This window comes from Rathayibacter rubneri, assembly GCF_023743255.1.
GTDB lineage: Bacteria > Actinomycetota > Actinomycetes > Actinomycetales > Microbacteriaceae > Rathayibacter > Rathayibacter rubneri.
Map to the genome: position 1 here is coordinate 37044 of NZ_JAMRYM010000006.1, position 22249 is coordinate 59292.

A 22249-nucleotide genomic window follows, 5' to 3' on the forward strand; every position below is an offset into this window, starting at 1 on the left:
CGGTCGGCCTTCGTTCGAAGGGAGCCGCGTCAGCCGGCGGTCGACGCGCGCACGACCAGCTCGGGCTGGAAGAGCACCTGCCGCGGCTCGGGCTCGAGCAGCAGCTCGACCGCCGTCGCGCCGATGAGCGCGCTCGGCTGGCGGATGCTCGACAGCGGCACCACGGTGGCCGTCGCGAAGGCGATGTCGTCGTAGCCGATCAGCGCGATGTCCTCGGGGACGCGCACGTCTCCCAGCAGCATCAGGGCCTGCAGGACCCCGACAGCGAGCAGGTCGTTGGCGCAGAACACGGCGTCGGGGCGGTCAGAGGCGTCGCGGGCGGCGAGAGCGCGCCCCGCCTCGCGGCCGGCGAGCACCGACAGCGACTCCGTGGCGATCTCCTCCAGCACGGCGCCCTCGACCTCCCGCACCGCCGCGCGGGCCCCGGCGAGGCGGTCAGCGACCTGGCGGATCGACTCCGGGCCGCCGATGACCGCGAGACGGCGGCGGCCGAGACCCAGGAGGTGCTCCACGGCGAGGCGCCCGCCGGCCACGTCGTCGACGGCGACCGACGAGAGCGCGGAGTCGTGCGACTCCCGGTCGACGAGGACGCACGGGATGCCGTGCGAGCGGAGCCGGTCGAGCCGGGACGACTCCTCCCCCAGCGGCGAGATGAGGACACCGCTCACCCGCTGCTCTTCGAAGAGGTCGAGGTAGGCGGCCTCGCGGCCGGGGTCGTCGTCGGTGTTGCCGAGCAGGACGGCGAGGCCGGACTCGGCGGCGCGCGCCTCGGCTCCGCGGGCGAGGTCCGAGAAGAAGGGGTTGCCCGCGTCGAGCACGATGAGGCCGATGCTGCGGCTGCGGCCGGCGCGGAGCTGGCGCGCGGCGTCGTTGCGGACGAAGCCCAGCTCGGCGATCGCCTCCTGCACCCGGCGGACCGACTCTGCACCGACCTTCTCGGGGCGGTTCAGCACGTTCGAGACGGTGCCGACGGAGACGCCGGCTCGGGCGGCGACGTCGCGGACGCTCACGGACGGCACGGCGCCTCCTCGGGGTCGGGCCGCGGCGGGCGGCGGTCCCGGAAGTATGGCATCGGGCCGGGCGCGAGCTGCGGACGACTGGGGCGCTCGGCTCCGCGATGCCGTCTTTGACACGCTCCCGGGCCCCGCGATACGCTCGCCGAGCACCGTCGTGAAACGATTCACGAGTACCACGCACCCTCCATCCGAAGGAGCCGCTCGATGTCGAGTGACACCCCCCTCACCCGGGTCTGCTTCCAGCTCCAGGTGAAGCCCGACCGCCTCGAGGAGTACAAGGAGCGCCACGCGGCCGTCTGGCCCGACATGCTCCGCGCCCTCAAGGACACCGGCTGGAACAACTACTCCCTCTTCGTCCGCGAGGACGGACTGCTCATCGGCTACGTCGAGACCCCCTCGATCGTCGACGCGCAGGCCGCCATGGCGCGGACCGAGGTCAACGCCCGCTGGCAGGCCGAGATGGGCGAGTTCTTCGTCGACCTCGACGGCGCTCCGGACGAGGGCTTCCTCCCCCTGACCGAGGTCTTCCACCTGGAGGACCAGCTCGCGGCGCTCGACGCCGCTCCCACTCCCGCCACCACCGCAGAAGGACACGCCTCGTGACCGAACTCTCCCCCGACGTCCTCAGCCAGCTCGAGCAGCAGGCGATCGAACTGCCCTCGTGGGCGTTCGGCAACGCCGGCACCCGCTTCAAGGTCTTCACGACTCCGGGCACGCCCCGCACGATCGAGGAGAAGATCTCGGACGCGGCGACCGTGAACGAGCTCACCGGCCTCGCTCCGACCGTCGCGCTGCACATCCCGTGGGACAAGGTCGACGACTACTCGGCGCTCGGCGACTACGCCGCGTCGAAGGGCGTGGCTCTGGGGACCATCAACTCGAACACGTTCCAGGACGACGAGTACAAGTTCGGCTCGCTCACGCACTCCGACCCGGTGATCCGCCAGAAGGCGATCGACCACCACCTCGCCTGCATCGACATCATGGACGCGACCGGCTCGCGCGACCTCAAGATCTGGCTCGCCGACGGCTCCAACTACCCCGGCCAGCAGGACATCCGCGGCCGCCAGGACCGCCTCGCCGACTCCCTCGCGACCATCTACGAGCGCCTGGGCGCCGAGCAGCGGATGGTGCTCGAGTACAAGTTCTTCGAGCCCGCGTTCTACCACATGGATGTGCCGGACTGGGGCACCTCCTACGCCCACGTGGCCGCGCTGGGCGACCGCGCCCTGGTGTGCCTCGACACCGGCCACCACGCGCCGGGCACCAACATCGAGTTCATCGTCGCCCAGCTGCTGCGCCTCGGGAAGCTCGGCTCGTTCGACTTCAACTCGCGCTTCTACGCCGACGACGACCTGATCGTCGGCGCGGCCGACCCGTTCCAGCTGTTCCGGATCCTCTACGAGGTCGTCCGCGGAGGCGGCTACGGCCCCGACTCGCCGGTCGCCTTCATGCTCGACCAGTGCCACAACGTCGAGGACAAGATCCCCGGCCAGATCCGCTCGGTGCTCAACGTGCAGGAGATGACGGCGCGCGCGCTGCTCGTCGACCGCGCGGAGCTCGAGAAGGCTCAGCTCGCGGGCGACGTGCTCGGCGCGAACGGGATCCTGATGGACGCGTTCTACTCGGACGTCCGCCCCGCGCTCGCCGCCTGGCGCGAGACCCGCGGCCTGCCGGCCGACCCGATGACGGCCTACGCCGACTCCGGCCGCGCGCAGCAGCTCGCCGAGGAGCGCGTCGGCGGCACCCAGTCGAGCTGGGGCGCGTGACGCGTCGGCTGCTCGCCTCGCTGATCGAGCAGCCGCGCGACGCGCCTCTCCTTGCTGAGGGTGCAGTCCGCGCAACGGACCCCTTGCTGATCGAGTAGCCCGCGCAGCGGGCGTATCGAGATCCACCCCTCCCGGAGACGGCGGGTCTCGATACGCCGCTGCGCGGGTACTCGACCAGCAGGGCCGGCCTCCGGGCTGCTCGACCGGCAGGCCAAGCGCTCCGGGGCTGCTCGACCGGCAGAGAAGGGCCGGGTCAGCGGCCGAGGGTCGACGCGCGGGCCATCAGCTCCGGGGCGAAGACGCGGCGGCGGTCGGCGCCGTCCGACGGCGCGCCGATCACGTCCTGCAGCAGGTCGACGGCGGAGGCGCCGAACGACTCCTGCGGCGCGCGGACGGAGCTGAGCGGAACGAGGGACGCCTCGGCGTACTCGATGTCGTCGTAGCCGATCAGGGCGATGTCCTCGGGCACGCGGATGCCGCGGCTGACCAGGACCTGCTCGAGGCCGATCGCCAGCAGGTCGTTGACCGCGAAGACCGCGTCGGGGCGGGAGGCGGGATCGCGCGCCGCGATCGCCTCGCCGACCTCGTGGCCCTCCGCGATGACGCGGTGCTCGACGTCGATCATCTCGAGGGTCGCCCCCGGCACCTCGGCCACGGCGCGACTGGCGCCCGAGAGCCGCTCGCCCACCTGCTGGATCGACAGCGGTCCGCCCACGAACGCGAGTCGGCGGCGACCGAGCTCGAGCAGGTGCTGGGCGGCGAGGCGGCCGCCCGCGACGTCGTCGAGCGAGACCGAGGGCTGCACGTCGGAGCCGGCGCGGCGGCCGACCAGCACGGTCGGGGTGCCACGCGAGCGGACCGACGCGAGCCGGTCCTCGATGGCGCCGTGCGAGGCGACGAGCATGCCGCGGACGCCGTGCTCCTCGAAGAGCTCGAGGTAGGCGTCCTCGCGGGTGCGCTCACCGCCGGAGTTCGCGAGGAACAGCGACAGGCCGAGCTCGGCGGCGCGGCGCTCCGCCCCCTCGGCGATCATCGCGAAGAACGGGTTCGAGACGTCCGGAGCGATGTAGGCGATGGTCGAGCTCTGCCCGAGGCGGAGCTGGCGCCCGGCGTTGTTGCGGACGAATCCGAGCGACTCGATGGCCGCCTGGATCCGCTGCGCCTTCTCCTCCGACACCCGCGCGGGGTGGTTCAGGAAGTGCGAGACGGTGCCCATCGAGACGCCTGCGGCGGCGGCGACGTCGCGGATGCCGACCTTCGCCATCGCTGCCTCCCGGGTGTCGTGGTCGTGCCGGCGACGCGCCGGACGGGTCTCGATGCTCTCACGCGCGGCCGGATCACTCCGGCAGCAGCGGCTCCGGCAGGGCGACGCCGTGCGCCTCGAGGGCCTCGGAGACGACCTTCACCGCGTTCAGCGCGCGCGGGAACCCGACGTACTGCACCGTGTGGATGACCGCCTCGACGACCTCCTCCGCGGTGGCGCCGGTGTTGATCGCCGCACGGGTGTGCCCGCGCAGCTGCGCGTCGACGCCGCCGAGCGCGGTCAGCACCCCGAGCGTGATCAGCTCGCGCTCGCGCAGGGTCAGGCCGGGACGCGAGTTGACGTCGCCGAAGTTGAACTCGAGGCCGTAGCGGGCGAGGTCCTGGGCGCGGCCGCTCTGCAGCGCGATCAGGCCGTCGGCCTTCCCCTCGCCGTAGACGGCGTCGAAGGCGGCCTTGCCGCGCGCGAGGCGCTCGGGGTCGGGAGTGGTCACGTCGTTCCTCCTGGGATCGGGGCGTCAGATCGAGTGCCCGCCGTCCAGCGGCAGGATCACCCCGGTGATGTTGACGGCGGCGGGCGAGGCGAGGAACACGATGGTCTGCGCCAGGTGCTCCGGCTCGCCGAGCAGTCGCGACGGGATCTGCGCGAGCAGCGCCTCGCGTCGCTCCGGGGTGTCGTTGTCGCGGCCGGGGGTGCGCTGGGCGCCGGGCGCGAGCGCGTTGACCGTGACTCCCTGATCGGCGACCTCGATCGCGAGCGCCTTGGTCAGCCCGACCACGCCGGCCTTCGCGGCCGCGTAGGCGGTCGCGCCGCGCACGAGACGGCCACCGGCGACGGCGGCCACCGAGGCGATGTTCACGATCCGGCCCGAGCGCTGCTCGAGCATCGCGGGCAGCACCGCGCGGGTGACGGCGAAGACGGTGTCGAGATTGCGCTCGATCTGCGTGCGCCAGGTCTGCTCGGTCATCTCGTGGAAGAAGGAGACGGCACCGCCTCCCGCGCCGTTGACCAGGACGTCGATCGCGCCGTCCTCCTCGATGACCGCCCCGAGGGCCGTCTGCACCGCGTCGAAGTCGGTGAGGTCGACGGCGACGGCTCTCGCCGCGCGGCCCTGCTCGCGGACGCTGCGGGCCACCTCCTCGGCTCCCGCGCCGTCGAGATCGACGACGACGACGTCGGCTCCGGCGCGGGCGAGCTCCCGGCAGATGATCCGGCCGAGCGCCCCTGCGCCTCCGGTGACCAGTGCTCGTCGACCCGTCAGTTCCATGCGCGTGCTCTCCGATCTCGGCCTCGCCGCACCAGCGGCGGGCGCGGGCTGCTCCGCCCGTCCATCGACCCCATGGTGCGGGATTCTTTGAAACGTGTCAATCCGGAGCGGCCAGCACGCCCGCCCTGCGCGCGCTCCGCTCCCGCACTGCGCAGGTAATCGCTCCGCACTCGTTCTTGACACCGTCGATCAGCGTGGCTAGCCTCGCAAATTGTAACGTTTCAAACGTTCCCGCACCTTTCAAGGAGGAAATGTGTCCCGCACTTCACGCCCCCAGGAACGTGGCTCCCGCCGCGTCGTCCACGGTCTGATCGCCGGAACGGGAGCCGCCGTGCTGCTGCTCACCGGCTGCGCGTCCGGAGACGGCGAGGGCTCGTCCGAGTCCGCCGACGCCGGCTCCTTCTCGGTCCTCACTCCGGCCGAGAACGCGATCATCCGCGACGAGCTGACCACTCTCTCCGAGGGCGCCTGCGCCACCGAGAACGAGGCCATGCCGCTGGAGGACCAGACGGTCGCCCAGGCCGACGTCGTCCAGAAGATCACCCTGCTCGCCAGCCAGGACGCGCTGCCGACCGCCTTCGTCGCCGGCACCGCGCAGGTCCGCCCGGACGGCGACCTCGGCAAGAACGACCTCATCGTCGACTACGAGGAGAAGCTCACCGAGCTCGGAGTCTGGGACGACGTGCTCCCCGCCGCCAAGTCCACGATCACCTCGGTCTACGGCGGCATGGTCTCGCTCCCGTTCCAGTACAACGTCGAGGGCATCTGGTTCAACAAGCAGATCCTCAGCGAGAACGGCATCGCCGAGCCGCAGACCTGGGACGAGCTCGTCACCGCGCTCGAGACACTCAAGGGCGCCGGAGTGGTCCCGCTGACCGAGGCGGGCAGCCAGGGCTGGCCCCTCACCCGCCTGATCGGCAACTACCTCTTCCGCTCGATCGGCCCCGACGCCATGAAGGACGTCCAGTCCGGCGACGCGAAGCTCACCGACCCCGAGTACGTCGAGGGCGCGCAGGCGATCGCCGACCTCGGCTCCGCCGGCCTCTTCGGCGAGGGAGTCACCTCCCGCGACACCGACACCGCGAACACGCAGTTCCTCACGGGCGAGGCCGCGATGACCTACAACGGCTCCTGGTTCCTCGCGAACCTCAACGACCCGGCGCAGAATCGGATCGGCGAGGAGAACGTCGGATTCCTGCCGTTCCCGGACGTCGAGGGCGGCGAGGGCGACCGCAGCCAGTGGCCCGCGAACGCCGGAGCCGCGACCGCGATGTCGGCGAAGGCCTACACCGACGGCGTCGGCGACTGGCTCTCGTGCATCGCCGAGAACTACGGCTCGAGCGCGCTGCAGAACCAGGGCGTCATCTCGGGCTTCGCGCTCAACGAGGAGGTCTCCGACGTTCCCGCGCTGACCACCGTCGTGCAGGAGTACGTCAACGAGGCCGACGAGACCGTGCTCTGGTTCGAGGCGCTCTTCGACGCCAAGACCACCTCGGACGCGCAGACCAACGTCTCGCTCCTCGTCTCGGGCGGCATGAGCGCCGAGGACTACATGGCGGCCCTGCAGGCCGACCTCGACCAGGCCCAGTAGGCCCGATCGACCCGAGGCCGCGCCCCGCCGGGCCGGCCTCGGACAGCGACCGGGGCGGGGCTCATCCCTCCCCGCCCCGGTCGCTCCCCTCTTCTCCCCCGCGTGCGTGCCCCGCGCGCACGTCGAAAGGACTCCCGTGAACAGCGTTCTGGGTGACAAGAAGGCGATCCTGATCCTTCTCGGACCGGCACTCGCCGTCTACACGCTCATCAAGCTCGTCCCGGTGCTCTGGTCGCTCGGACTCACCTTCTTCACCGGCAACCCGCTCGGCGGCTTCGAGTTCGCGGGCGGTGCCAACTTCGTGCGCTTCGTCCAGGATCCGCAGGCGCTCGAGGCGCTGTGGTTCACGGTCCGCTACTCGATCGTGATCACCGTCGGGCAGGTCGTGCTGGGCTACTCGCTCGCGCTGCTCTACGTGTTCGTCCTCAAGAACTCGTCCTCGTTCGTCCGCACGGTCGTGTTCTTCCCGACCGTGCTGCCGACGGTCGCCGTGGCGCTGCTGTTCAAGAGCATGTTCGCGGTCGGGAGTCAGGAGGGGCCGGTGAACGCCGGTCTGGGCGTCTTCGGCCTCGACGGCATCGACTGGTTCGCCACCGCCGAGGGCACCTTCGCCGTGGCGGTCGGCATGGAGCTCTGGCGCTCGATGGGCTTCTTCGCGATCCTGCTCTACGCCGGACTCGTGGACATCCCCGAGGAGACGCTCGAGTCGGCCCGCCTGGACGGCGCGACCGGGTGGCGCCTCGTGCGCTCGATCGTCATCCCGCTCTCGCTGCCGGTGCTGCTCTCCTCCGTCATCTTCAGCTTCAACAACACGCTCAAGGTGTTCGACACCCTCCTGGCGCTGAACAACGGCGGACCGGGCAGCTCGACCACTCCGCTGACGCTCTACATGTACCGGACCGTCTTCAGCTACTCCGACTACGGGTACGGCTCGACGATCGCCCTCGTGCTGACGATCATGTGCTTCCTCGTCACCCTCTTCATCTTCCGATCGTCGCGCCGCGACAACACGAAGGAGGCCTGAGGTGTCCACCGGAACCCTCCCGCGCCCCGCCGCCCGCGTCCGCCCCTCCGTCCCCGCGGGTCCGCACCGTCAGGCCCGCCGCCTCGGCCGGGGCACGCGCCGCTGGATCGGCCGCGCGCTGATCGCTCTGCTCGTCGTCGTCGAGGCGTATCCGATCTTCTGGATCGTGATGGGCTCGTTCAAGACGCAGAACGAGTTCTTCGCGAACCCGACCTGGGCCCTGCCCGAGAGCCTCGACTTCTCGAACTACGTCTCGGCGCTGACCGAGGGCGACCTCGCGACGAACCTGCGCAACAGCGTCCTGGTCACGGTGCCCTCGCTGGCGCTGATGATCGCGCTCGGAGTCGCGGCCGCCTACGCCCTCGAGGTGCTCGTGTGGAAGGGCCGCAACACGGTCCTGCTGCTGTTCATCGCGGGCATCATGATCCCGGGGCAGATGATCCTGGTCCCGCTGTTCACGGTGTACTTCCGCACCGGGCTGACGAACTCGCTCTGGCCGCTGATCATCACCTACACGGTGATGGGACTGCCGCTGACGGTGTTCCTGATGACCGCCTACTTCCGCGCGATCCCCCGCGAGATCTTCGAGGCGGCGGCGATCGACGGCGCGAGCATGATCACCGCGTTCTTCCGCGTGGGCGTGCCCATGATGCGCAACGCCATCATCACCATCGCGCTGGTCGAGTTCTTCGCGGTCTGGAACGACCTGCTGATCGCGCTGACCTTCACCACGAACGACGAGCTCGCCACGGTGCAGGTCGGGCTGCTGAACTTCAGCGACGAGTACGGATCGACGCAGTACGGCCCGCTGTTCGCGTCGATCAGCATCAACATCCTCGGGATGCTCGTGCTCTACCTGTTCCTGAACAAGCAGATCATGGCGGGGCTGGCGGCCGGATCGGTGAAGGGCTGACGGATGGGCCCTGCTCCGGGATGTGCCCGGCGAGATGCCACTTCGGTACACGACACGCCGGTGGAGGCGTACCGGAGAGGCATCTCGCGGCGGGGGACGACGTGAGCGCCTACTGGGAGGAGACGGCGCCGGGAAGCGGGCGGCGCCGGCCCCGCGCGGACGTGCTGAGCGACGCCCCCCGCCTCCGGTTCGACGGGGAGTGGCGGTTCCGGCTCGCGCCGACCGCCGCGGGCACCGGGCCGCGTTTCGCGGACGTCGACCTCGACGACTCCGGCTGGGACCTGCTCCGCATCCCGTCGCACTGGGTGCTCGAGGGACACGGCGACCCGCTCTACACGAACACCGCCTACCCGTTCCCGCTCGATCCGCCGCATCTGCCGGACGAGAACCCGACGGGCGACCACCGCCTCCGCTTCGACCTCCCGGCCGATTGGCCCGAGGGCGGCCGCACCGTCCTGCGGTTCCAGGGCGTCGACTCCTGCGGCGCCGCGGTGCTGAACGGAGTCGAGCTCGGCTGGTCGACCGGCAGCCGCCTGCCGTTCGAGTTCGACGTCACCTCGTCGCTGCGCCGCGGATCGAATCTGCTCGCCGTGCGGGTGCAGCGCTGGTCGGCCGGCAGCTACCTCGAGGACCAGGACATGTGGTGGCTCCCCGGGATCTTCCGCGAGGTCGAGCTGCTCTGGCGCCCCGACGGCGCTGCCGACGACGTGGTCGTGACGGCCGACTGGCACGACGGCACGGGCACCCTGCTCGTGCGCGCCCTCGACGCCGACGGCGAGCCGGTGGCCGGAGTGGTGCGGGTGCCGGAGCTCGGGATCGAGACGACGGCGGGCGAGGCCGTGTCGGTCGCGGCCGAGCCGTGGAGTGCGGAGTCGCCGCGCCTGTACCGCGGCACGCTGGAGGCCGCGGGCGAGCGGATCGAGCTGAGCATCGGCTTCCGCACCGTGCTGATCCGCGACGGGGTCTTCACCGTGAACGGAGTGCCGGTGCGGCTGCGCGGGGTCAACCGGCACGAGCACGACCCGGACCGCGGCCGGGCGCTCGACGAGGCCACGATGCGCCTCGACATCGAGCTGATGAAGCGCGCGAACGTCAACGCCGTCCGCACCTCGCACTACCCGCCGCACCCCGCCTTCCTCCGCCTCTGCGACGAGCTCGGCCTCTGGGTGCTCGAGGAGTGCGACATCGAGACCCACGGCTTCATCTACGCGGGGTGGGAGGGGAACCCGCCGACGGATCCGCGGTGGCGCGACGCGCTCGTGGACCGCGTGACGCGCATGGTCGCCCGCGACCGGAGCCGCCCGAGCATCGTGATGTGGTCGCTCGCGAACGAGAGCATGGTCGGCGAGGCCTTCGACGAGCTGCGGCGGGTCGCGCTGGAGCTCGATGCGACCCGGCCGATCCACTACGAGCGCGATCCGAGCTACCGCGACTCGGACGTGTACTCGGTGATGTACCCGTCCCTGACCGATCTCGAGGCGATCGCGGAGCGCCGGGAGCCGACTCCCGAGGGGGTCTCCCCGGGGTCGTTCGACGACGTGCGGCGCCGCCGCCTGCCGTTCGTGCTCTGCGAGTACGGGCACGCGATGGGCAACGGGCCGGGGTCGCTCGACGAGTACCAGCGGATCCTCGAGTCGTCGTCGCGGATGGTCGGCGGCTTCGTCTGGGAGTGGATCGACCACGGCTTCCGCGCCGCGGAGGGCTTCCGCCACGGCGGTGACATCGACTTCTCGCCCAACGGCGGCAGCTACTGCATCGACGGACTGCTCTTCCCCGATCGGACGCCGTCGCCCGGCCTCGCCTCACTGGCGCGCGCCTACGCTCCCGTCGTGATCGAGGTGACGGCCGCGGCGATCCTCGTGCGCAGTCGGCAGGACGTCGTCGACACCTCCGCGCTGCTGTTCCGGTGGAGCATCGCGGACGACGGAGCGACGGTGGCGGGAGGCGTGCTCGACGTGCCGCCGGTGCCCGCCCGGGGCTGCGTGTCGATCGCGGCGCCGGATGCCCCGGAGGGGGCCGGCGAGCGGGTGCTGACGGTGACGGCGGAGCTGGCGCGCGCTGAGTCCTGGGCCCCGGGCGGGCACGAGGTCGCGTGGGGGCAGGCGGTGCTGGTCGCCGAGCCCGCCGCTGAGCGGGGAGTCCCGCTCCCGGTCGTCGTCGGCGAGCGCCTGCAGGTCGGCGCCGCCTCGCTCGACGCCCGGACCGGCGCCCTGCTGGAGCTCGCGGGCGTGCTCGTCGACGGGCCCCGCCTCGATCTGTGGCGAGCCCCGACCGAGAACGACCGCGGCCAGGGCGTGCTGAACGCCCTCGCCGCCGACTGGACCGCCGCCGGGCTCGACCGGATCGTGCACCGCACCCTCGAGGTGACGGCGAGCGTCGACTCCGTCACGGTCGTGACGCGCAGCGGCCCGGCGACGCGGACGCTGGCCGTGGTCAGCACGCTGACCTGGACGGCCGACGGCGACGCCGTGCACCTCGACGCGCACTTCTCGTTCCGGGGCGACTGGAGCGACACCGCCTACGGCCACCTGTCCGTCACTCCGCCGCGCCTGGGTCTGCGGATGGGGCTGCCGGGCTACGCGGACGTGGACTGGCGCGGCCACGGACCCGGGGAGTCCTACGTGGACACCGTGGGCGCCTCCCGGCTCGGTCTCTGGCGCTCGAGCATCGACGCGCTGCAGACGCCCTACGTGGTGCCGCAGGAGAACGGCAACCACGTGGGCACGCGGCGGCTGGCGCTCTCGGGCGCGGGCCTGCCGTCGCTCGAGGTGTCGGGGCTGTTCGACTTCACCGCCCGGCGCTGGTCGAGCGAGGACCTCGCCGCGGCGGCGCACCCGCACGAGCTGCGCGACTCGGGGCGCGTGCTGCTGAACCTCGACGTGCGGCAGCAGGGCGTCGGCAGCGCCTCGTGCGGGCCGGCGCTGCCCGAGCGGTACCGCGTGCCGCTGGAGGACGCGGCGCTGTCGCTGACGTTCCGGGTGCGGGCGCCGGGCTGACGCTCGACGCCACTCAGGGAGGCTTCTCCCTGCAGCCACGACGGTCCGCGCCACCCCTCCCCGGAACCAGGGGCCTCTGGTAGCGTGACGACCAATCGACCCCCTTCCAAGCCTCTCCACGATGCTCACATGGGAGGGGCCTTTTCTTTTGCGCAAGGGCGTCAGGATGACCGTCAAACCCAGCCTCTCGCCGGAGCAGCAGGTCGAACTGCTCCGCGACCGCGGGCTCGACGTCGCCGATGTTCATGCTGCATCCACTTCCTCACCGCACAGAACTACTACCGTTTGTCCGGCTACCTGCGCTATTTCCAGGTGGCACCTCACGACGGTGACGACGCTTTCCACCGCGGAGCCTCGTTCGAGTCGATCCGATCGATCTACGACGCCGACGCGCTCCTCCGCGAGGTGCTCACTGCTCACCTGGCGCGAGCAGAACTCCTCCTCCGAACCCATACGGCTCGAGCGATCGCTGAGACCTCAGGGCCGTACGGCGAGTACCTCGAATCCGGCTTCTACACCGATGCCGCGACCGCGGAGCCGACGGTCGAGTCCTGCCTTCGTGACATCGAGCGCAGCAGGGAACGGCACATCCTCCGCTACGCCGCCCCGGCAGGAGCATCCGGAGCCTCGCGGTTCGAGGAACTCCCGGTCTGGTCGGCCGTGGAGGCGTGGTCGTTCGGAACCCTCTCGAGATGCATCGAACGCGGAGCGACGGGATCGCTGTCCGATGCAGTGGCGGGGAGTCTGAGGGTGGCGCGGTCCGGCTTCGGTTACCGCGTGCGGGCTCTGGTCTATCTGCGCAACAGGTGCGCCCATCACAGCAGGATCTGGAATCACTCGTTGATCGACGCGGGGCCTACTCCCAACAACGTCCGCGCGAAGGCGAAGCGCCTCGCCGGACAGTTCGATGCGCGCTCGGCGCTGGACGCGATCGCGTCGCTCGACGACATCCTCGTCAGGGGAACGGGTGAAGCACCGATTCTGCCCGGGCTGGTCGCACGGCATTCCTCGGACGCCACGTTCTGGCGAGGCCTCTCAGCGCCGAAGAATCCGCGCGATCACCGGCCGGACGTGCCGCCGACCGCGTCCTGAACGGCGGCGCTGTCGCTGACGTTCCGGGTGCGGGCGCCGGGCTGACGCTCGACGTCGCCGGCGATCGGACCGCACGACTGAGGCTGGGACTGCCGATCGGAGCGGATCGCACCCGGATCGCGCCGCTCAGCCTCACTTCTGCGGATCGCCCCGCCGCACCGCGCGGCTCAGCCCCTCGATCAGGTCGTGCTGCGCGTGGTGGCCCGCCCGCGTCGGCACCAGCGGGTACACGTGCAGCTGCCCGACGGCCTCGTGCAGCTCGAACGGCACTCCCGCCGCGGACGCCTTCTCGGCGAGCAGGTGCACGTCGGGATTCAGCACGTCGCGGGTGCCGGTGAAGACGGTCAGCGGCCCCAGCCCCGCGAACTCGCCGAACAGCGGGCTGACGGCCGGGTCGAGCAGGTCGAGGTCGCCGCGCCAGTGCTCCGCGAGCACGCGCCCGCCGGGAGTGCCGAGCCACGGATCCGTCGGCTGCACGAGCGGGATGCGCGGGTTGCTCCACGACAGATCGAGGGCGGGCGAGATCAGCACGGTCCGCGGCAGCACCACGCCCTCGTCGCGCAGCGCGAGCGCCGTCGACAGAGCGATCTGACCGCCCGCGGAGTCGCCCGCGAGGCAGGTCGGGCCGTACCGGTCGAGGCTCCGACGCACCAGGGCGAGCACCCCGTCGCGGGCCTCGCGCGCCGTGCCGAACGGCACGAGCGGGTAGATCGGCAGGGTCACGGCGATCGACGCGTCCGCCGCGATGCGGGCCGCGAGCCGCCAGTGCTGCGGATGGATCTCGTTCACCCAGCCGCCGCCGTGCGCGTACACCGCGCCTCCGAGCGCGCAGCCGCGCGGGCGCAGCGTGTACACCGGCCAGCCGTCCACGTGCTCGACATCGACGCGGATCCCGGAGGCGAGGCGCGCCGGTGGCCCGTACGGAGCGGGTCGCAGCTCCGCCTCGCGGATGCGCCGCCTCGCCCCCTCCTCCGTCACGAAGGTGCGGTTCGCGCGGGCGAGCCGCAGCGCGAGCGGGACGAGGGCGTCGGGCACCGAGAGGGTCATGCCGCGAGCATCGCCGACGGCGGTAGGGGGACGCTGGGGAGCCTCAGTGCCCCTCCTCCTCGAGCAGTATGCCGACGGAGGTGGCGCACGCGTCGCCGCGCCACGCCTCGATCCCCTCGCGCACCGCGAAGACGACGATCACGAGTCCGGCCACGGCGTCGGCCCACCACCAGCCGAGCAGGGCGTTGAGCGCCAGCCCGATCAGGACCGCCGCCGACAGCCACGTGCAGACGAGGGTCTGCTTCGAGTCGGCGACCGCGGTGGCGGAGCCGAGCTCCTGCCCCGCGCGCCGCTCGGCGAGCGAGAGGAACGGCATCACGACCACGCTCAGCGCGGTGATCGCGAGCCCGAGCGGGCTGATCGCGGGCTCGCTGCCCCCCGCCAGCGACAGGATCGACGACACGGCCACGTAGGCGGCGAGCGCGAAGAACGCCACGGCGATCACGCGCAGCGTCCCCCGCTCGTAGCGCTCGGGATCGCGGCGCGAGAACTGCCACGCGACCGCCGCGGCCGAGAGCACCTCGATGCCGGAGTCGAGCCCGAAGCCGATCAGCGCGGTCGACGACGCGGCAGCTCCGGCGCCGAGGGCGACGACCGCCTCGACGAGGTTGTAGCCGATCGTCACGGCGACGATCAGGCGGACGCGGCGCAGCAGCAGCGCGCGGCGGGGCTCGGCGATCGCGGTCACGAGCAGGTGCACCCGTCGCCGGAGCAGCAGTCGGGCTCGACGTACAGCACGACCCGCAGCAGGTCGTCGAGGGCGTCCGCGAGGTGCGGATCGGCCAGCCGGTACCAGGTGCGACGCCCCTCCGGGACCGCCTCGACCAGCCCGCAGCCGCGGAGGCACGCGAGGTGGTTCGACATCGACTGCCGCGAGACGCCGAGCGCCTCGGCGAGGTCGGAGGGGAACGCCGGCGCCTCCCGCAGCGTCAGCAGGATGCTCGCGCGGGTCGGATCCGACAGCGCCGAGCCCAGCCGGGCCAAGGCGGCGGTGTGGGTGAGGGTCGCCGTGCTCATGCGGCGACAGTACACGATCGGCTGTACTGTCGCCCTCCGAGCATCAGCCGCCGTTCGACTGCGGCACCCCCTCCGCCAGCGCCTCGAACGAGTGCACGAAGCCGCCGTCCGCTCCGCTCACCGTCGCGAACGCCTCCGTCGTGCCCGGTCTGATCGCGATGTTGGTCGCCGAGCTCACGCCCGGCTCCGCGACGGTCACCGTCTGGAGCAGGCTGCCGGACGTGTCGTAGACGAGGATCTCGGGCCGGCTGTGCAGGCCGACGTAGAGATTGCCGTCGGCGTCGACCGCGATCGAGTCGAGCTGACCGACACCGGGCGAGGCGTGGATGGCGGGGAACGCGGTGGCGACCGCGCTGCCGTCCTCGGTCAGCGTGAGGCGGTCGATCCGGTTGCCCGTGTTCAGGCTCACCCAGAGCTCGCCGTGGTCGGGCGAGAAGGCGACCCCGTTGGGCGAGGGCAGCTCGTCGGCGAGCACCGACGCCGCCCCGGTCGCGGGATCGACGCGGATCACGCGGCCCGACGCCTCCCAGTACGGGTCCTGCGCCCCGGCGGCGTCGGTGACGTAGAGCGCGCCGTCGGCGCCGAACGCGAGGTCGTCCGGCTGCATCGGCACCCCGTCGACGAGCCCGCCGGCCACCTCCCGCACGTCCTCGCCGTCGGCCGTCATGCTCCGGATCGCGCCGCCGAGGAAGTCGGTCACGTAGAGGCGTCCGTCGGCCGCGAACTGCGCCGAGGTGAGCGCGGAGGAGTCGTCGCTCCACACCGGCTCGACGCTCTCGTCCTCGAGGTCGATCCGCAGCACCTTGCCCTCGCCGGGCGGGGCGGTGACGTCGACCACGTAGAGGCCGCCGTCGGGGCCGAACGTCGGGCCCTCGAGCAGCGTCATGCCGGTCGCCTCGTGCACCTCGGTCACCTGCAGGACCCGCTCGGCGGTCACGACCGACGGAGGCGCACCCCGACCCGCGGTTTCCCCCGTGTCCGTGCATCCCGCGAGAGCCCCGGCGAGCAGCACCGGCACCGCGATCGCGCGCCGCCTCATCGCGACGCCCCCACTCCGGCGCCGACGAGCACGTCGCTCATGCCCTCCTCGCGCCACGCGCGCAGCAGGCGGTGGAACGCGATCGGGCCGGGGCTGTAGGTGGCGCCGCCGATGGAGCGGGTGCCCTCGCCGTTGTAGTAGCCGGGCGTGCACTCGGCCTGGAACGCGCGGGTGTCGGCCGCGGTCTCGTGCACGGTCCGCACCCACGCCTCCTCGGCCTCGGCGCTGGGCTCGAGGTACCGGGCGCCGACCTCGCGGCCGCGGGCGATCACGGCGGCGATGTGCTCGGCCTGCTCGAGCAGGATGTGCGCGAAGTTCACCGAGTTGGCGTTCTGGATGCCGCTGAGGTGGAACAGGTTCGGGAACCCGTGCGATGAGAAGCCGTGCAGGGTGCGCGGGCCGCGCGCCCACGCCTCCAGGAGCGTCCGCCCGCCCCGGCCGACGACCGGCAGCGTGCCCGACATCACCCCCGAGATCCCGACCTCGAAGCCGGTCGCGAAGATCACGCAGTCGACCTCGTACGCGGTGTCGCCGACGACGACCTCCGTCTCGGTCATCCGGGTGATGCCTCCGGTGTCGGCCGTGTCGACGAGGCGGACGTTCGGCCGGTTGAAGGTGGGGAGGTACGTGTCGCTGAAGCCGGGGCGCTTGCACATGTAGCGGTACCAGGGCTTCAGCGCCGCGGCGGTCGCGGGATCCTCGACGACGGAGTCGACGCGGGCGCGGAGGCGGTCCATCGTGTCGAGGTCGGCCAGCTCGTCGCGCAGCTCGCGCTCCTGGGGCGGGAGCGACGTGTCGACCGCACCCGAGAGGATCTGCCGCTGCAGCTCGACGGTCTTCGTCCAGCCGTCCTGCACGAGGGACTCGTCCACCGGCTCGCCGGCGAGGACCGCGAGGAAGTTCTCCATCCGCTCGCGCTGCCAGCCGGGGCGGAGCGACGCCGCCCACTCGGGATCCGTCGGCCGGTTGTCGCGGACATCGACGGTGGACGGTGTGCGCTGGAACACGATCAGCTCCTTGGCGTCCGCGCCGACGTGCGGGATCACCTGGAGTCCGGTCGCACCGGTGCCCACGACGGCCACGCGCTTGTCGGCGAGCCCGGCCAGGCCGCCGTCGGGCGTGCCGCCGGTGTAGCCGTAGTCCCAGCGCGAGGTGTGGAAGGTGTGGCCGCGGAAGGTCTCGATGCCCGGGATGCCGGGCAGCTTGGGCTGGGTCAGGGTTCCGGAGGAGGTGACCACGAACCGCGCGCGGAACCGGTCGCCGCGATCGGTCTCGACGACCCACTCCTCCGCCTCCTCGTCCCAGGTGAGCGCGGTGGCGCGGGTCTGGAAGAGCGCGTCGCGGTACAGGCCGTAGTGCTCGGCGATCGCGACCGCGTGCCGGCGGATCTCCTCCCCCGGGGCGTAGCGCTCGGACGGCATCGCACCGACCTCCTCGAGCAGCGGAAGGTAGACGGACGACTCGATGTCGCAGCGCACCCCCGGGTAGCGGTTCCAGTACCAGGTGCCGCCGACGTCGCCGGCCTCGTCCATCAGGCGGAGGGAGTCGACACCCGCCTCGCGCAGCCGGGACGCGGTGAGCAGCCCGCCGAAGCCGGCCCCGATCACGAGCGCCTCGACCCGGTCGGCCACCGGCTCGCGCTCGACGCGCTCGGTGTACGGGTCCTTGGCGTAGTAGCCGAACTCGCCCGCCGCGCGGCGGTACTGCGTCGCGGCATCGGGGCGGGCGCGGCGGTCGCGCTCAGCGCGGTACCTCGCGCGGGCGGCCTCGAGGCGGCGCTGGTCGTCGGCGGCGAGGGTCTCGGTGGTGGCGGTGGTCTCGGTGGTGGTGCTCTCGGTCATGGGGGCGTCTCGCTCTCGTCACGCGGATCGGCGCGACGACGGAGCCCGGGGCCGGGGCGGCGGCGGGAGGTCCCGCGAGCGCCGACACGACTCCGGATCGGTTCCGAGGACGACGGGCGCCCTCGTCGAAAAGGTTAGCTTCAATCTAAGCAATTGCCCTGGGCATCGCCTGAGTCCTACGGTGGGCGGATGGATCCCCGCACCCGCGTCGTCTCGGACATCGAGGCGCTCTCGATCGCGATCACCGTGCGCTCGATCCCCCGCGTGCTCGCCCCGCTGCTGACGACCGACCTGACGATCCAGCAGCTGAAGGCGCTGTCGGTGGTCGTCACCACCGAGGAGGGCGCGACCGGAGCAGGTCTCGCCCAGAGCTTCGGCGTCTCGATGCCGTCGATGTCGAAGCTCGTCGACCGGCTCGTCGCCCAGGGCCTCGTCGAGCGCGAGACGGACCGGCTCGACCAGCGCGTGCGGCGCATCCACGCCACCGACCTCGGCCGCGCGGTCGTCCGCGAGCTGATGGCCGCCCGCCCCGAGCTCGGCGAGGACGTGCTGTCGGGCCTCTCGCTCAAGGAGCTCGAGGCTCTCGAGACCGGGCTGCGGGCGATCAGCCGCGAGCTGCGGAGCACTCGCAGCTGATCGCCCCGGCCGCTACTGCACCGACCAGCCGCCGTCCGAGGCGAGCACGATCCCGTTCACGTTCGCCGAGTCGTCGCTCAGCAGCCAGGTGATCGACGCGGCCATCGTGTCGGCCTCGACCACCGGCGGGATCAGCGCGAAGAACGGTGCGAGCCGCTCGCGCGCGAAGTCGCTCGACATCGTGCCCTCGATCGCCGTCGCAGTGGGGCCGGGAGCGACGGCGTTGGTGCGGATGCCGGAGGGACCGTAGAGGAACGCGGAGCTCTTCGTGATGCCCACGACCGCGTGCTTGGACGCCGTGTAGGCGGTGCCGGCCGCGTTGCCGCGCAGCGACGCCTCCGACGCCACGTTCACGATCGCCCCGCGACCGGCCTCGAGCATCGCCGGCAGCACCGCGCGGCTGAGCGCGAACGTGCCGTCGACGTTGACCGAGAACACCCGGCGCCAGAGCGCGTCCTCGGTCTCGTGCAGCGGAGTCATCCCGTCCATGATCCCCGCGATGTTCGCGAGGCCGTCGATCCGCTCCCCCGCCGCGGACACGATCGACGCGACCCCGTCGGCCGACGTGATGTCGGCGGTGACCGTGACGATCGAGCCCTCGGGCGAGGCCGCGGCGAGCGCCTCGATCCCGGTCGGCACGACGTCGACCGCGATCACCCGACCGCCCTCGCGCACGATCCGGCGCGCCGTCGCGCGGCCGATGCCGGACCCGGCGCCGGTGACGATCACCGCCTTCCCCACGAACCGGCCGGAGCCGTCCTGCGCCTCCTCCTCCGCCTCCTCGGGCGGGACCACTCCGCCGTTCGCCTGCTTCACCAGCGTGTCGACGAGCTCCTGCGGGAACGCGCCGCCGCCGAGCTCGACCATCGCGCGCAGGGACAGGCTCGCCGCGGGGCGCAGCGCCTCCTCCGACTGACCGCCCTGGGCGAGGATCCCGCGGAGGATCGGACCGCCGACGGCGTCGTCGAGCCACTCCTGCAGCGTGTTCTTCGAGGTGAGGGTCATGCGGGTCTCCTTCGGTCGGGGCGGCATCGGTGCCGTGATAGTGAATATCTCACCTGAGACTGAGTCTCAACCGCGGATCGGAACCCCTCCTGAGACGCCCCGGCTCCGAAGCACTCTCGGCGGGCGTTCCGGCCCGCCGCCTCCGGAAGGACCCCGCATGCCCATCCCCGCCGTGGACTACGCCCACATCCGCCTCACCGTCCGCGACATCGGCGCCTCGCGCGCCTTCTACGACTCCGTCTTCGGCTTCGACGTCGCCTTCGAAGCGCCGCCCGCCGACGCCCCCGCCGAGGAGCAGGAGCAGCTGGCCTTCCTCTTCGGCGGAGTGATCTACTCCTTCCCCGGCGGGCTGCTGGGCCTGCGCCCCGTCGCCGCCGCCGGCGACCGTTTCGACGAGGACCGCGTGGGCCTGGACCACCTGAGCTTCGCCGTCGCCGGACCGGACGAGCTGCAGGCCGCCGTCACCGTGCTCGACGAGCTCGGCATCGCGCACGAGCCGGTCAAGGACACCGGCCCGCAGAGCATCCTCGAGTTCCGCGACCCCGACGGCATCGCACTCGAGATCTCGGCCGCGAACTGAGCGGAGCCGGGGCCTCCACCCCACGGCTCCTAGGCTGAACCGCATGACAGCACCGCTCCGCGACCGCACGCGCGCCCTCCTGCGCGCCGAGCTCGCCGACGCGGTGCTGGCCGTGTTCCTCGAGCGCGGCTACTCCGCGGTGACCGTCGAGGAGGCCGCCCGCGAGGCCGGCGTCTCGCGGGCGACCTTCTTCCGCTACTTCCGCAGCAAGGAGGACGTGGTCGTCGCCGCCGTGGAGGGCGACCGCGTCGACTACGCCGCCCCCGTCCGCGCGCTGCCCGCCGACTCCGCGCTCTCGGGCTGGGAGCTGGTGCGCGCCTCCGTCGAGCCCGTCGTCGTCGTGGCGGTGCGCGAGCCCGAGGTCTACCGGGCGCGGCTCCGGCTCATCTCGAGCGAGTTCACGCTCAAGGCGCGACTGCGCGAGCGCCGGGCCGAGGGGGCGGAGGCGCTGGCCGACGCCCTGGCCGCGCGGGGCGTCGAGCCGCTCACCGCCCGGGTCCTCGCCGCCGCCGGCCTCGCCGCGGTCGACGTGGTGTGGGAGGAGTGGGCCGCGCACGAGGACGCCGACTTCCGCGCGATGGTCGACGAGGCCTTCGCGAGGCTGATCGACGGGGGCTGAGCCGCGCACGGACGACCCTCGACGGAGCACACTGGACGCATGACCGCGACGTCGATGATCGACCCCACAGCCCCTCCCTCCGGCGCCGGATGCGTCGAGTGCGACCGCGCCGGGGACTGGTGGGTGCACCTGCGCCGGTGCGCGCTCTGCGGGCACATCGGCTGCTGCGACGACTCGCCGAACCGCCACGCGACCGCGCACTTCGAGTCGACCGGGCACGCCGTCATCCGCAGCTTCGAGCCCGGCGAGGACTGGTTCTGGGACTACCGCACCGGCGACTACGCCGACGGACCCCGCTTGGCGGACCCCCAGGAGCACCCGCTCGATCAGACCGCGCCCGGTCCCGCCGATCGGCTGCCGGCGGACTGGCGGGAGCGGCTGGGGGCCTAGGCCCGACGCACGATCCGCGTCGACGCTCCGGCCCACTCGAGCGCGAGGGCGTCGAGCGAGAGGTCGAGCGCGGCGGCGAGGGCCGCGACGGTGCCGAAGGCCGGGCTGGGGAGGCGTCCGGTCTCGATCTTGCGGAGCGTCTCGGGCGAGAGCCCGGCCTGTGCGGCGACCTCGTTCAGCGTGCGGCTGCCGCGGGCGCGCCGGAGCGTCTCGCCGAGCTGACGACCGGCCTCGAGCTGCTCGGGGGTGAGGGGTGCGCGGACCATCACGGCGGGCTCCTTCGATCAGGCGGGCGGAGTGGCTGGTATTTTCATACCGTCCAGCGGTATTAGTATACCGGCATGATCGAGCTGCACACCCCCGCCGAGATCGACGAGATGCGCGCCGCGGGCGCCTTCGTCCGCGACACGCTCGCCTCCCTCTCCGCCCGCGCCGAGGTGGGCATGAACCTGCTCGAGATCGAGCAGGCCGCCCGCCGGGCCGTCGACGAGCGCGGAGCCGTCTCCTGCTACTGGGACTACGCGCCCTCGTTCGGCGACGGCCCCTTCCGCAACGTGATCTGCACCTCCGTCAACGACGCCGCGCAGCACGGGCTCCCGCACGACTACCGGCTGCGCGACGGCGACGTGCTGAGCCTGGACTTCGCCGTCTCGGTCGACGGCTGGGTGGCCGACGCGGCGGTGACCACGATCGTCGGGCGGGCACAGCTGAGCGACGAGGAGCTGATCCGCTCGACCCGCGACGCCCTCGCGGCCGGCATCGCGGCCGCCGTGCCGGGCAACCGCGTCGGCGACCTGTCCGCCGCGATCGGCGCGGTCGCCGCCTCCGCCGGCTACCCGGTGAACCTCGAGTTCGGCGGGCACAGCGTGGGCCGCACGATGCACGGCGACCTGCACATCCCCAACGACGGTCGCGCGGGCCGCGGCTACCGGCTGCGGCCCGGGATGGTGATCGCGCTCGAGCCGTGGTGGTCGAGGACGACCTCGCGCATCCGGATGGACCCCGACGGCTGGACGGTGCGCACGGCCGACGGCAGCCGCGCGGCGCACACGGAGCACACGCTCGCGATCACGGAGGACGGGCCGCTGGTGCTGACGGGGTGACGGGGGGCCGGGTCCGGGTCCGGCCCGACTCCTCGATAGTCGT

At 72.2% G+C, this 22249-nt stretch carries 23 protein-coding genes; 12 read left to right on the forward strand and 11 right to left on the reverse strand.

Translation table 11 applies throughout. From position 1 onward, the window contains the following. Positions 1–29: 29 nt before the first annotated feature. Entirely contained in the window at positions 30–1019 is a 990-nt protein-coding gene (locus tag NB037_RS03515) for a LacI family DNA-binding transcriptional regulator (RefSeq protein WP_251943703.1), read from the reverse strand. Positions 1020–1220: 201 nt separating this feature from the next. On the opposite strand from NB037_RS03515, the gene NB037_RS03520 reads away from it, so the two are divergent. Both NB037_RS03520 and rhaI read left to right on the forward strand, forming a co-directional pair. Then, positions 1221–1619 carry an L-rhamnose mutarotase gene (locus tag NB037_RS03520; RefSeq protein ID WP_251943705.1) on the forward strand — a complete coding sequence of 133 codons (399 nt, stop codon included), beginning with the start codon at positions 1221–1223 and terminating at the stop codon, positions 1617–1619. Further along, positions 1616–2785, forward strand: a complete 1170-nt coding sequence (rhaI, locus tag NB037_RS03525) for an L-rhamnose isomerase (protein ID WP_251943707.1) — start codon at positions 1616–1618, stop codon at positions 2783–2785. The genes NB037_RS03520 and rhaI overlap by 4 nt, the downstream gene beginning before the upstream one ends. A gap of 253 nt (positions 2786–3038) precedes the next feature. Here the strand turns inward: rhaI and NB037_RS03530 are convergent, their stop codons facing one another. The 3 genes from NB037_RS03530 to NB037_RS03540 all read right to left on the reverse strand — a co-directional run bounded on the left by NB037_RS03530 (position 3039) and on the right by NB037_RS03540 (position 5313). Continuing rightward, positions 3039–4049 carry a LacI family DNA-binding transcriptional regulator gene (locus tag NB037_RS03530; RefSeq protein WP_251943709.1) on the reverse strand — a complete coding sequence of 337 codons (1011 nt, stop codon included), beginning with the start codon at positions 4047–4049 and terminating at the stop codon, positions 3039–3041. 73 nt (positions 4050–4122) lie between these two features. Beyond that, positions 4123–4539 carry a carboxymuconolactone decarboxylase family protein gene (locus NB037_RS03535; RefSeq protein ID WP_207407299.1) on the reverse strand — a complete coding sequence of 139 codons (417 nt, stop codon included), beginning with the start codon at positions 4537–4539 and terminating at the stop codon, positions 4123–4125. 24 nt (positions 4540–4563) lie between these two features. Continuing rightward, a complete protein-coding gene (locus NB037_RS03540) occupies positions 4564–5313 on the reverse strand; it encodes an SDR family oxidoreductase (protein ID WP_251943711.1) in 750 nt (249 codons plus the stop codon). 253 nt (positions 5314–5566) lie between these two features. On the opposite strand from NB037_RS03540, the gene NB037_RS03545 reads away from it, so the two are divergent. The 5 genes from NB037_RS03545 (at position 5567) to NB037_RS03565 (ending at position 12929) form a co-directional block, all read left to right on the forward strand. Then, positions 5567–6904 (forward strand): ABC transporter substrate-binding protein, encoded by a 1338-nt coding sequence (locus NB037_RS03545; RefSeq protein ID WP_251943713.1) that lies wholly within the window; start codon positions 5567–5569, stop codon positions 6902–6904. Between the two features lie 136 nt (positions 6905–7040). Further along, positions 7041–7928: a carbohydrate ABC transporter permease gene (locus NB037_RS03550; RefSeq protein WP_207407013.1), complete on the forward strand. Its 888-nt coding sequence runs from the start codon at positions 7041–7043 to the stop codon at positions 7926–7928. Position 7929: 1 nt separating this feature from the next. Next, entirely contained in the window at positions 7930–8841 is a 912-nt protein-coding gene (locus tag NB037_RS19790; RefSeq protein WP_251943715.1) for a carbohydrate ABC transporter permease, read from the forward strand. Between the two features lie 101 nt (positions 8842–8942). After that, positions 8943–11837 (forward strand): glycoside hydrolase family 2 TIM barrel-domain containing protein, encoded by a 2895-nt coding sequence (locus NB037_RS03560; protein WP_251943717.1) that lies wholly within the window; start codon positions 8943–8945, stop codon positions 11835–11837. A 285-nt stretch (positions 11838–12122) separates the two neighbouring features. Continuing rightward, positions 12123–12929: an Abi family protein gene (locus tag NB037_RS03565; RefSeq protein ID WP_251943719.1), complete on the forward strand. Its 807-nt coding sequence runs from the start codon at positions 12123–12125 to the stop codon at positions 12927–12929. A gap of 132 nt (positions 12930–13061) precedes the next feature. Here the strand turns inward: NB037_RS03565 and NB037_RS03570 are convergent, their stop codons facing one another. From NB037_RS03570 to NB037_RS03590, 5 genes are all read right to left on the reverse strand, one after another. Next, positions 13062–13976 (reverse strand): alpha/beta hydrolase fold domain-containing protein, encoded by a 915-nt coding sequence (locus NB037_RS03570; RefSeq protein WP_251943721.1) that lies wholly within the window; start codon positions 13974–13976, stop codon positions 13062–13064. Between the two features lie 43 nt (positions 13977–14019). Next, positions 14020–14664 carry a cation efflux transmembrane domain-containing protein gene (locus tag NB037_RS03575; protein ID WP_251943723.1) on the reverse strand — a complete coding sequence of 215 codons (645 nt, stop codon included), beginning with the start codon at positions 14662–14664 and terminating at the stop codon, positions 14020–14022. Beyond that, complete coding sequence (locus tag NB037_RS03580) at positions 14661–14993, reverse strand: ArsR/SmtB family transcription factor (protein ID WP_251943724.1); 333 nt, start codon at positions 14991–14993, stop codon at positions 14661–14663. The genes NB037_RS03575 and NB037_RS03580 overlap by 4 nt, the downstream gene beginning before the upstream one ends. Before the next feature lie 43 nt (positions 14994–15036). After that, positions 15037–15930, reverse strand: a complete 894-nt coding sequence (locus NB037_RS03585; protein WP_251943725.1) for an SMP-30/gluconolactonase/LRE family protein — start codon at positions 15928–15930, stop codon at positions 15037–15039. Positions 15931–16028: 98 nt separating this feature from the next. Continuing rightward, positions 16029–17873, reverse strand: a complete 1845-nt coding sequence (locus tag NB037_RS03590) for a flavin-containing monooxygenase (RefSeq protein ID WP_251943728.1) — start codon at positions 17871–17873, stop codon at positions 16029–16031. Positions 17874–18062: 189 nt separating this feature from the next. Between NB037_RS03590 and NB037_RS03595 the strand changes: the two genes are divergently transcribed. After that, a complete protein-coding gene (locus NB037_RS03595) occupies positions 18063–18509 on the forward strand; it encodes a MarR family winged helix-turn-helix transcriptional regulator (protein ID WP_251943730.1) in 447 nt (148 codons plus the stop codon). Positions 18510–18521: 12 nt separating this feature from the next. Here the strand turns inward: NB037_RS03595 and NB037_RS03600 are convergent, their stop codons facing one another. After that, entirely contained in the window at positions 18522–19514 is a 993-nt protein-coding gene (locus tag NB037_RS03600) for an SDR family NAD(P)-dependent oxidoreductase (protein ID WP_251943731.1), read from the reverse strand. Positions 19515–19671: 157 nt separating this feature from the next. Here NB037_RS03600 and NB037_RS03605 point away from each other — a divergent pair, with 157 nt between their 5' ends. From NB037_RS03605 to NB037_RS03615, 3 genes are read left to right on the forward strand one after another with little or no spacing between them, the layout of a single operon-like run. Further along, complete coding sequence (locus NB037_RS03605; RefSeq protein ID WP_251943733.1) at positions 19672–20094, forward strand: VOC family protein; 423 nt, start codon at positions 19672–19674, stop codon at positions 20092–20094. A gap of 43 nt (positions 20095–20137) precedes the next feature. After that, complete coding sequence (locus tag NB037_RS03610) at positions 20138–20713, forward strand: TetR family transcriptional regulator (RefSeq protein WP_251943735.1); 576 nt, start codon at positions 20138–20140, stop codon at positions 20711–20713. A 39-nt stretch (positions 20714–20752) separates the two neighbouring features. Further along, entirely contained in the window at positions 20753–21103 is a 351-nt protein-coding gene (locus tag NB037_RS03615) for a UBP-type zinc finger domain-containing protein (protein ID WP_251943737.1), read from the forward strand. Here NB037_RS03615 and NB037_RS03620 read toward each other — a convergent pair. Then, the gene (locus NB037_RS03620; RefSeq protein WP_251943739.1) at positions 21100–21369 is read right to left on the reverse strand and encodes a helix-turn-helix domain-containing protein; all 270 of its coding nucleotides are present in this window, start codon (positions 21367–21369) and stop codon (positions 21100–21102) included. The two genes, NB037_RS03615 and NB037_RS03620, sit on opposite strands and share 4 nt — an antisense overlap. Before the next feature lie 75 nt (positions 21370–21444). On the opposite strand from NB037_RS03620, the gene map reads away from it, so the two are divergent. Beyond that, entirely contained in the window at positions 21445–22206 is a 762-nt protein-coding gene (gene map / locus NB037_RS03625; protein WP_251943741.1) for a type I methionyl aminopeptidase, read from the forward strand. Positions 22207–22249 lie beyond the last annotated feature (43 nt).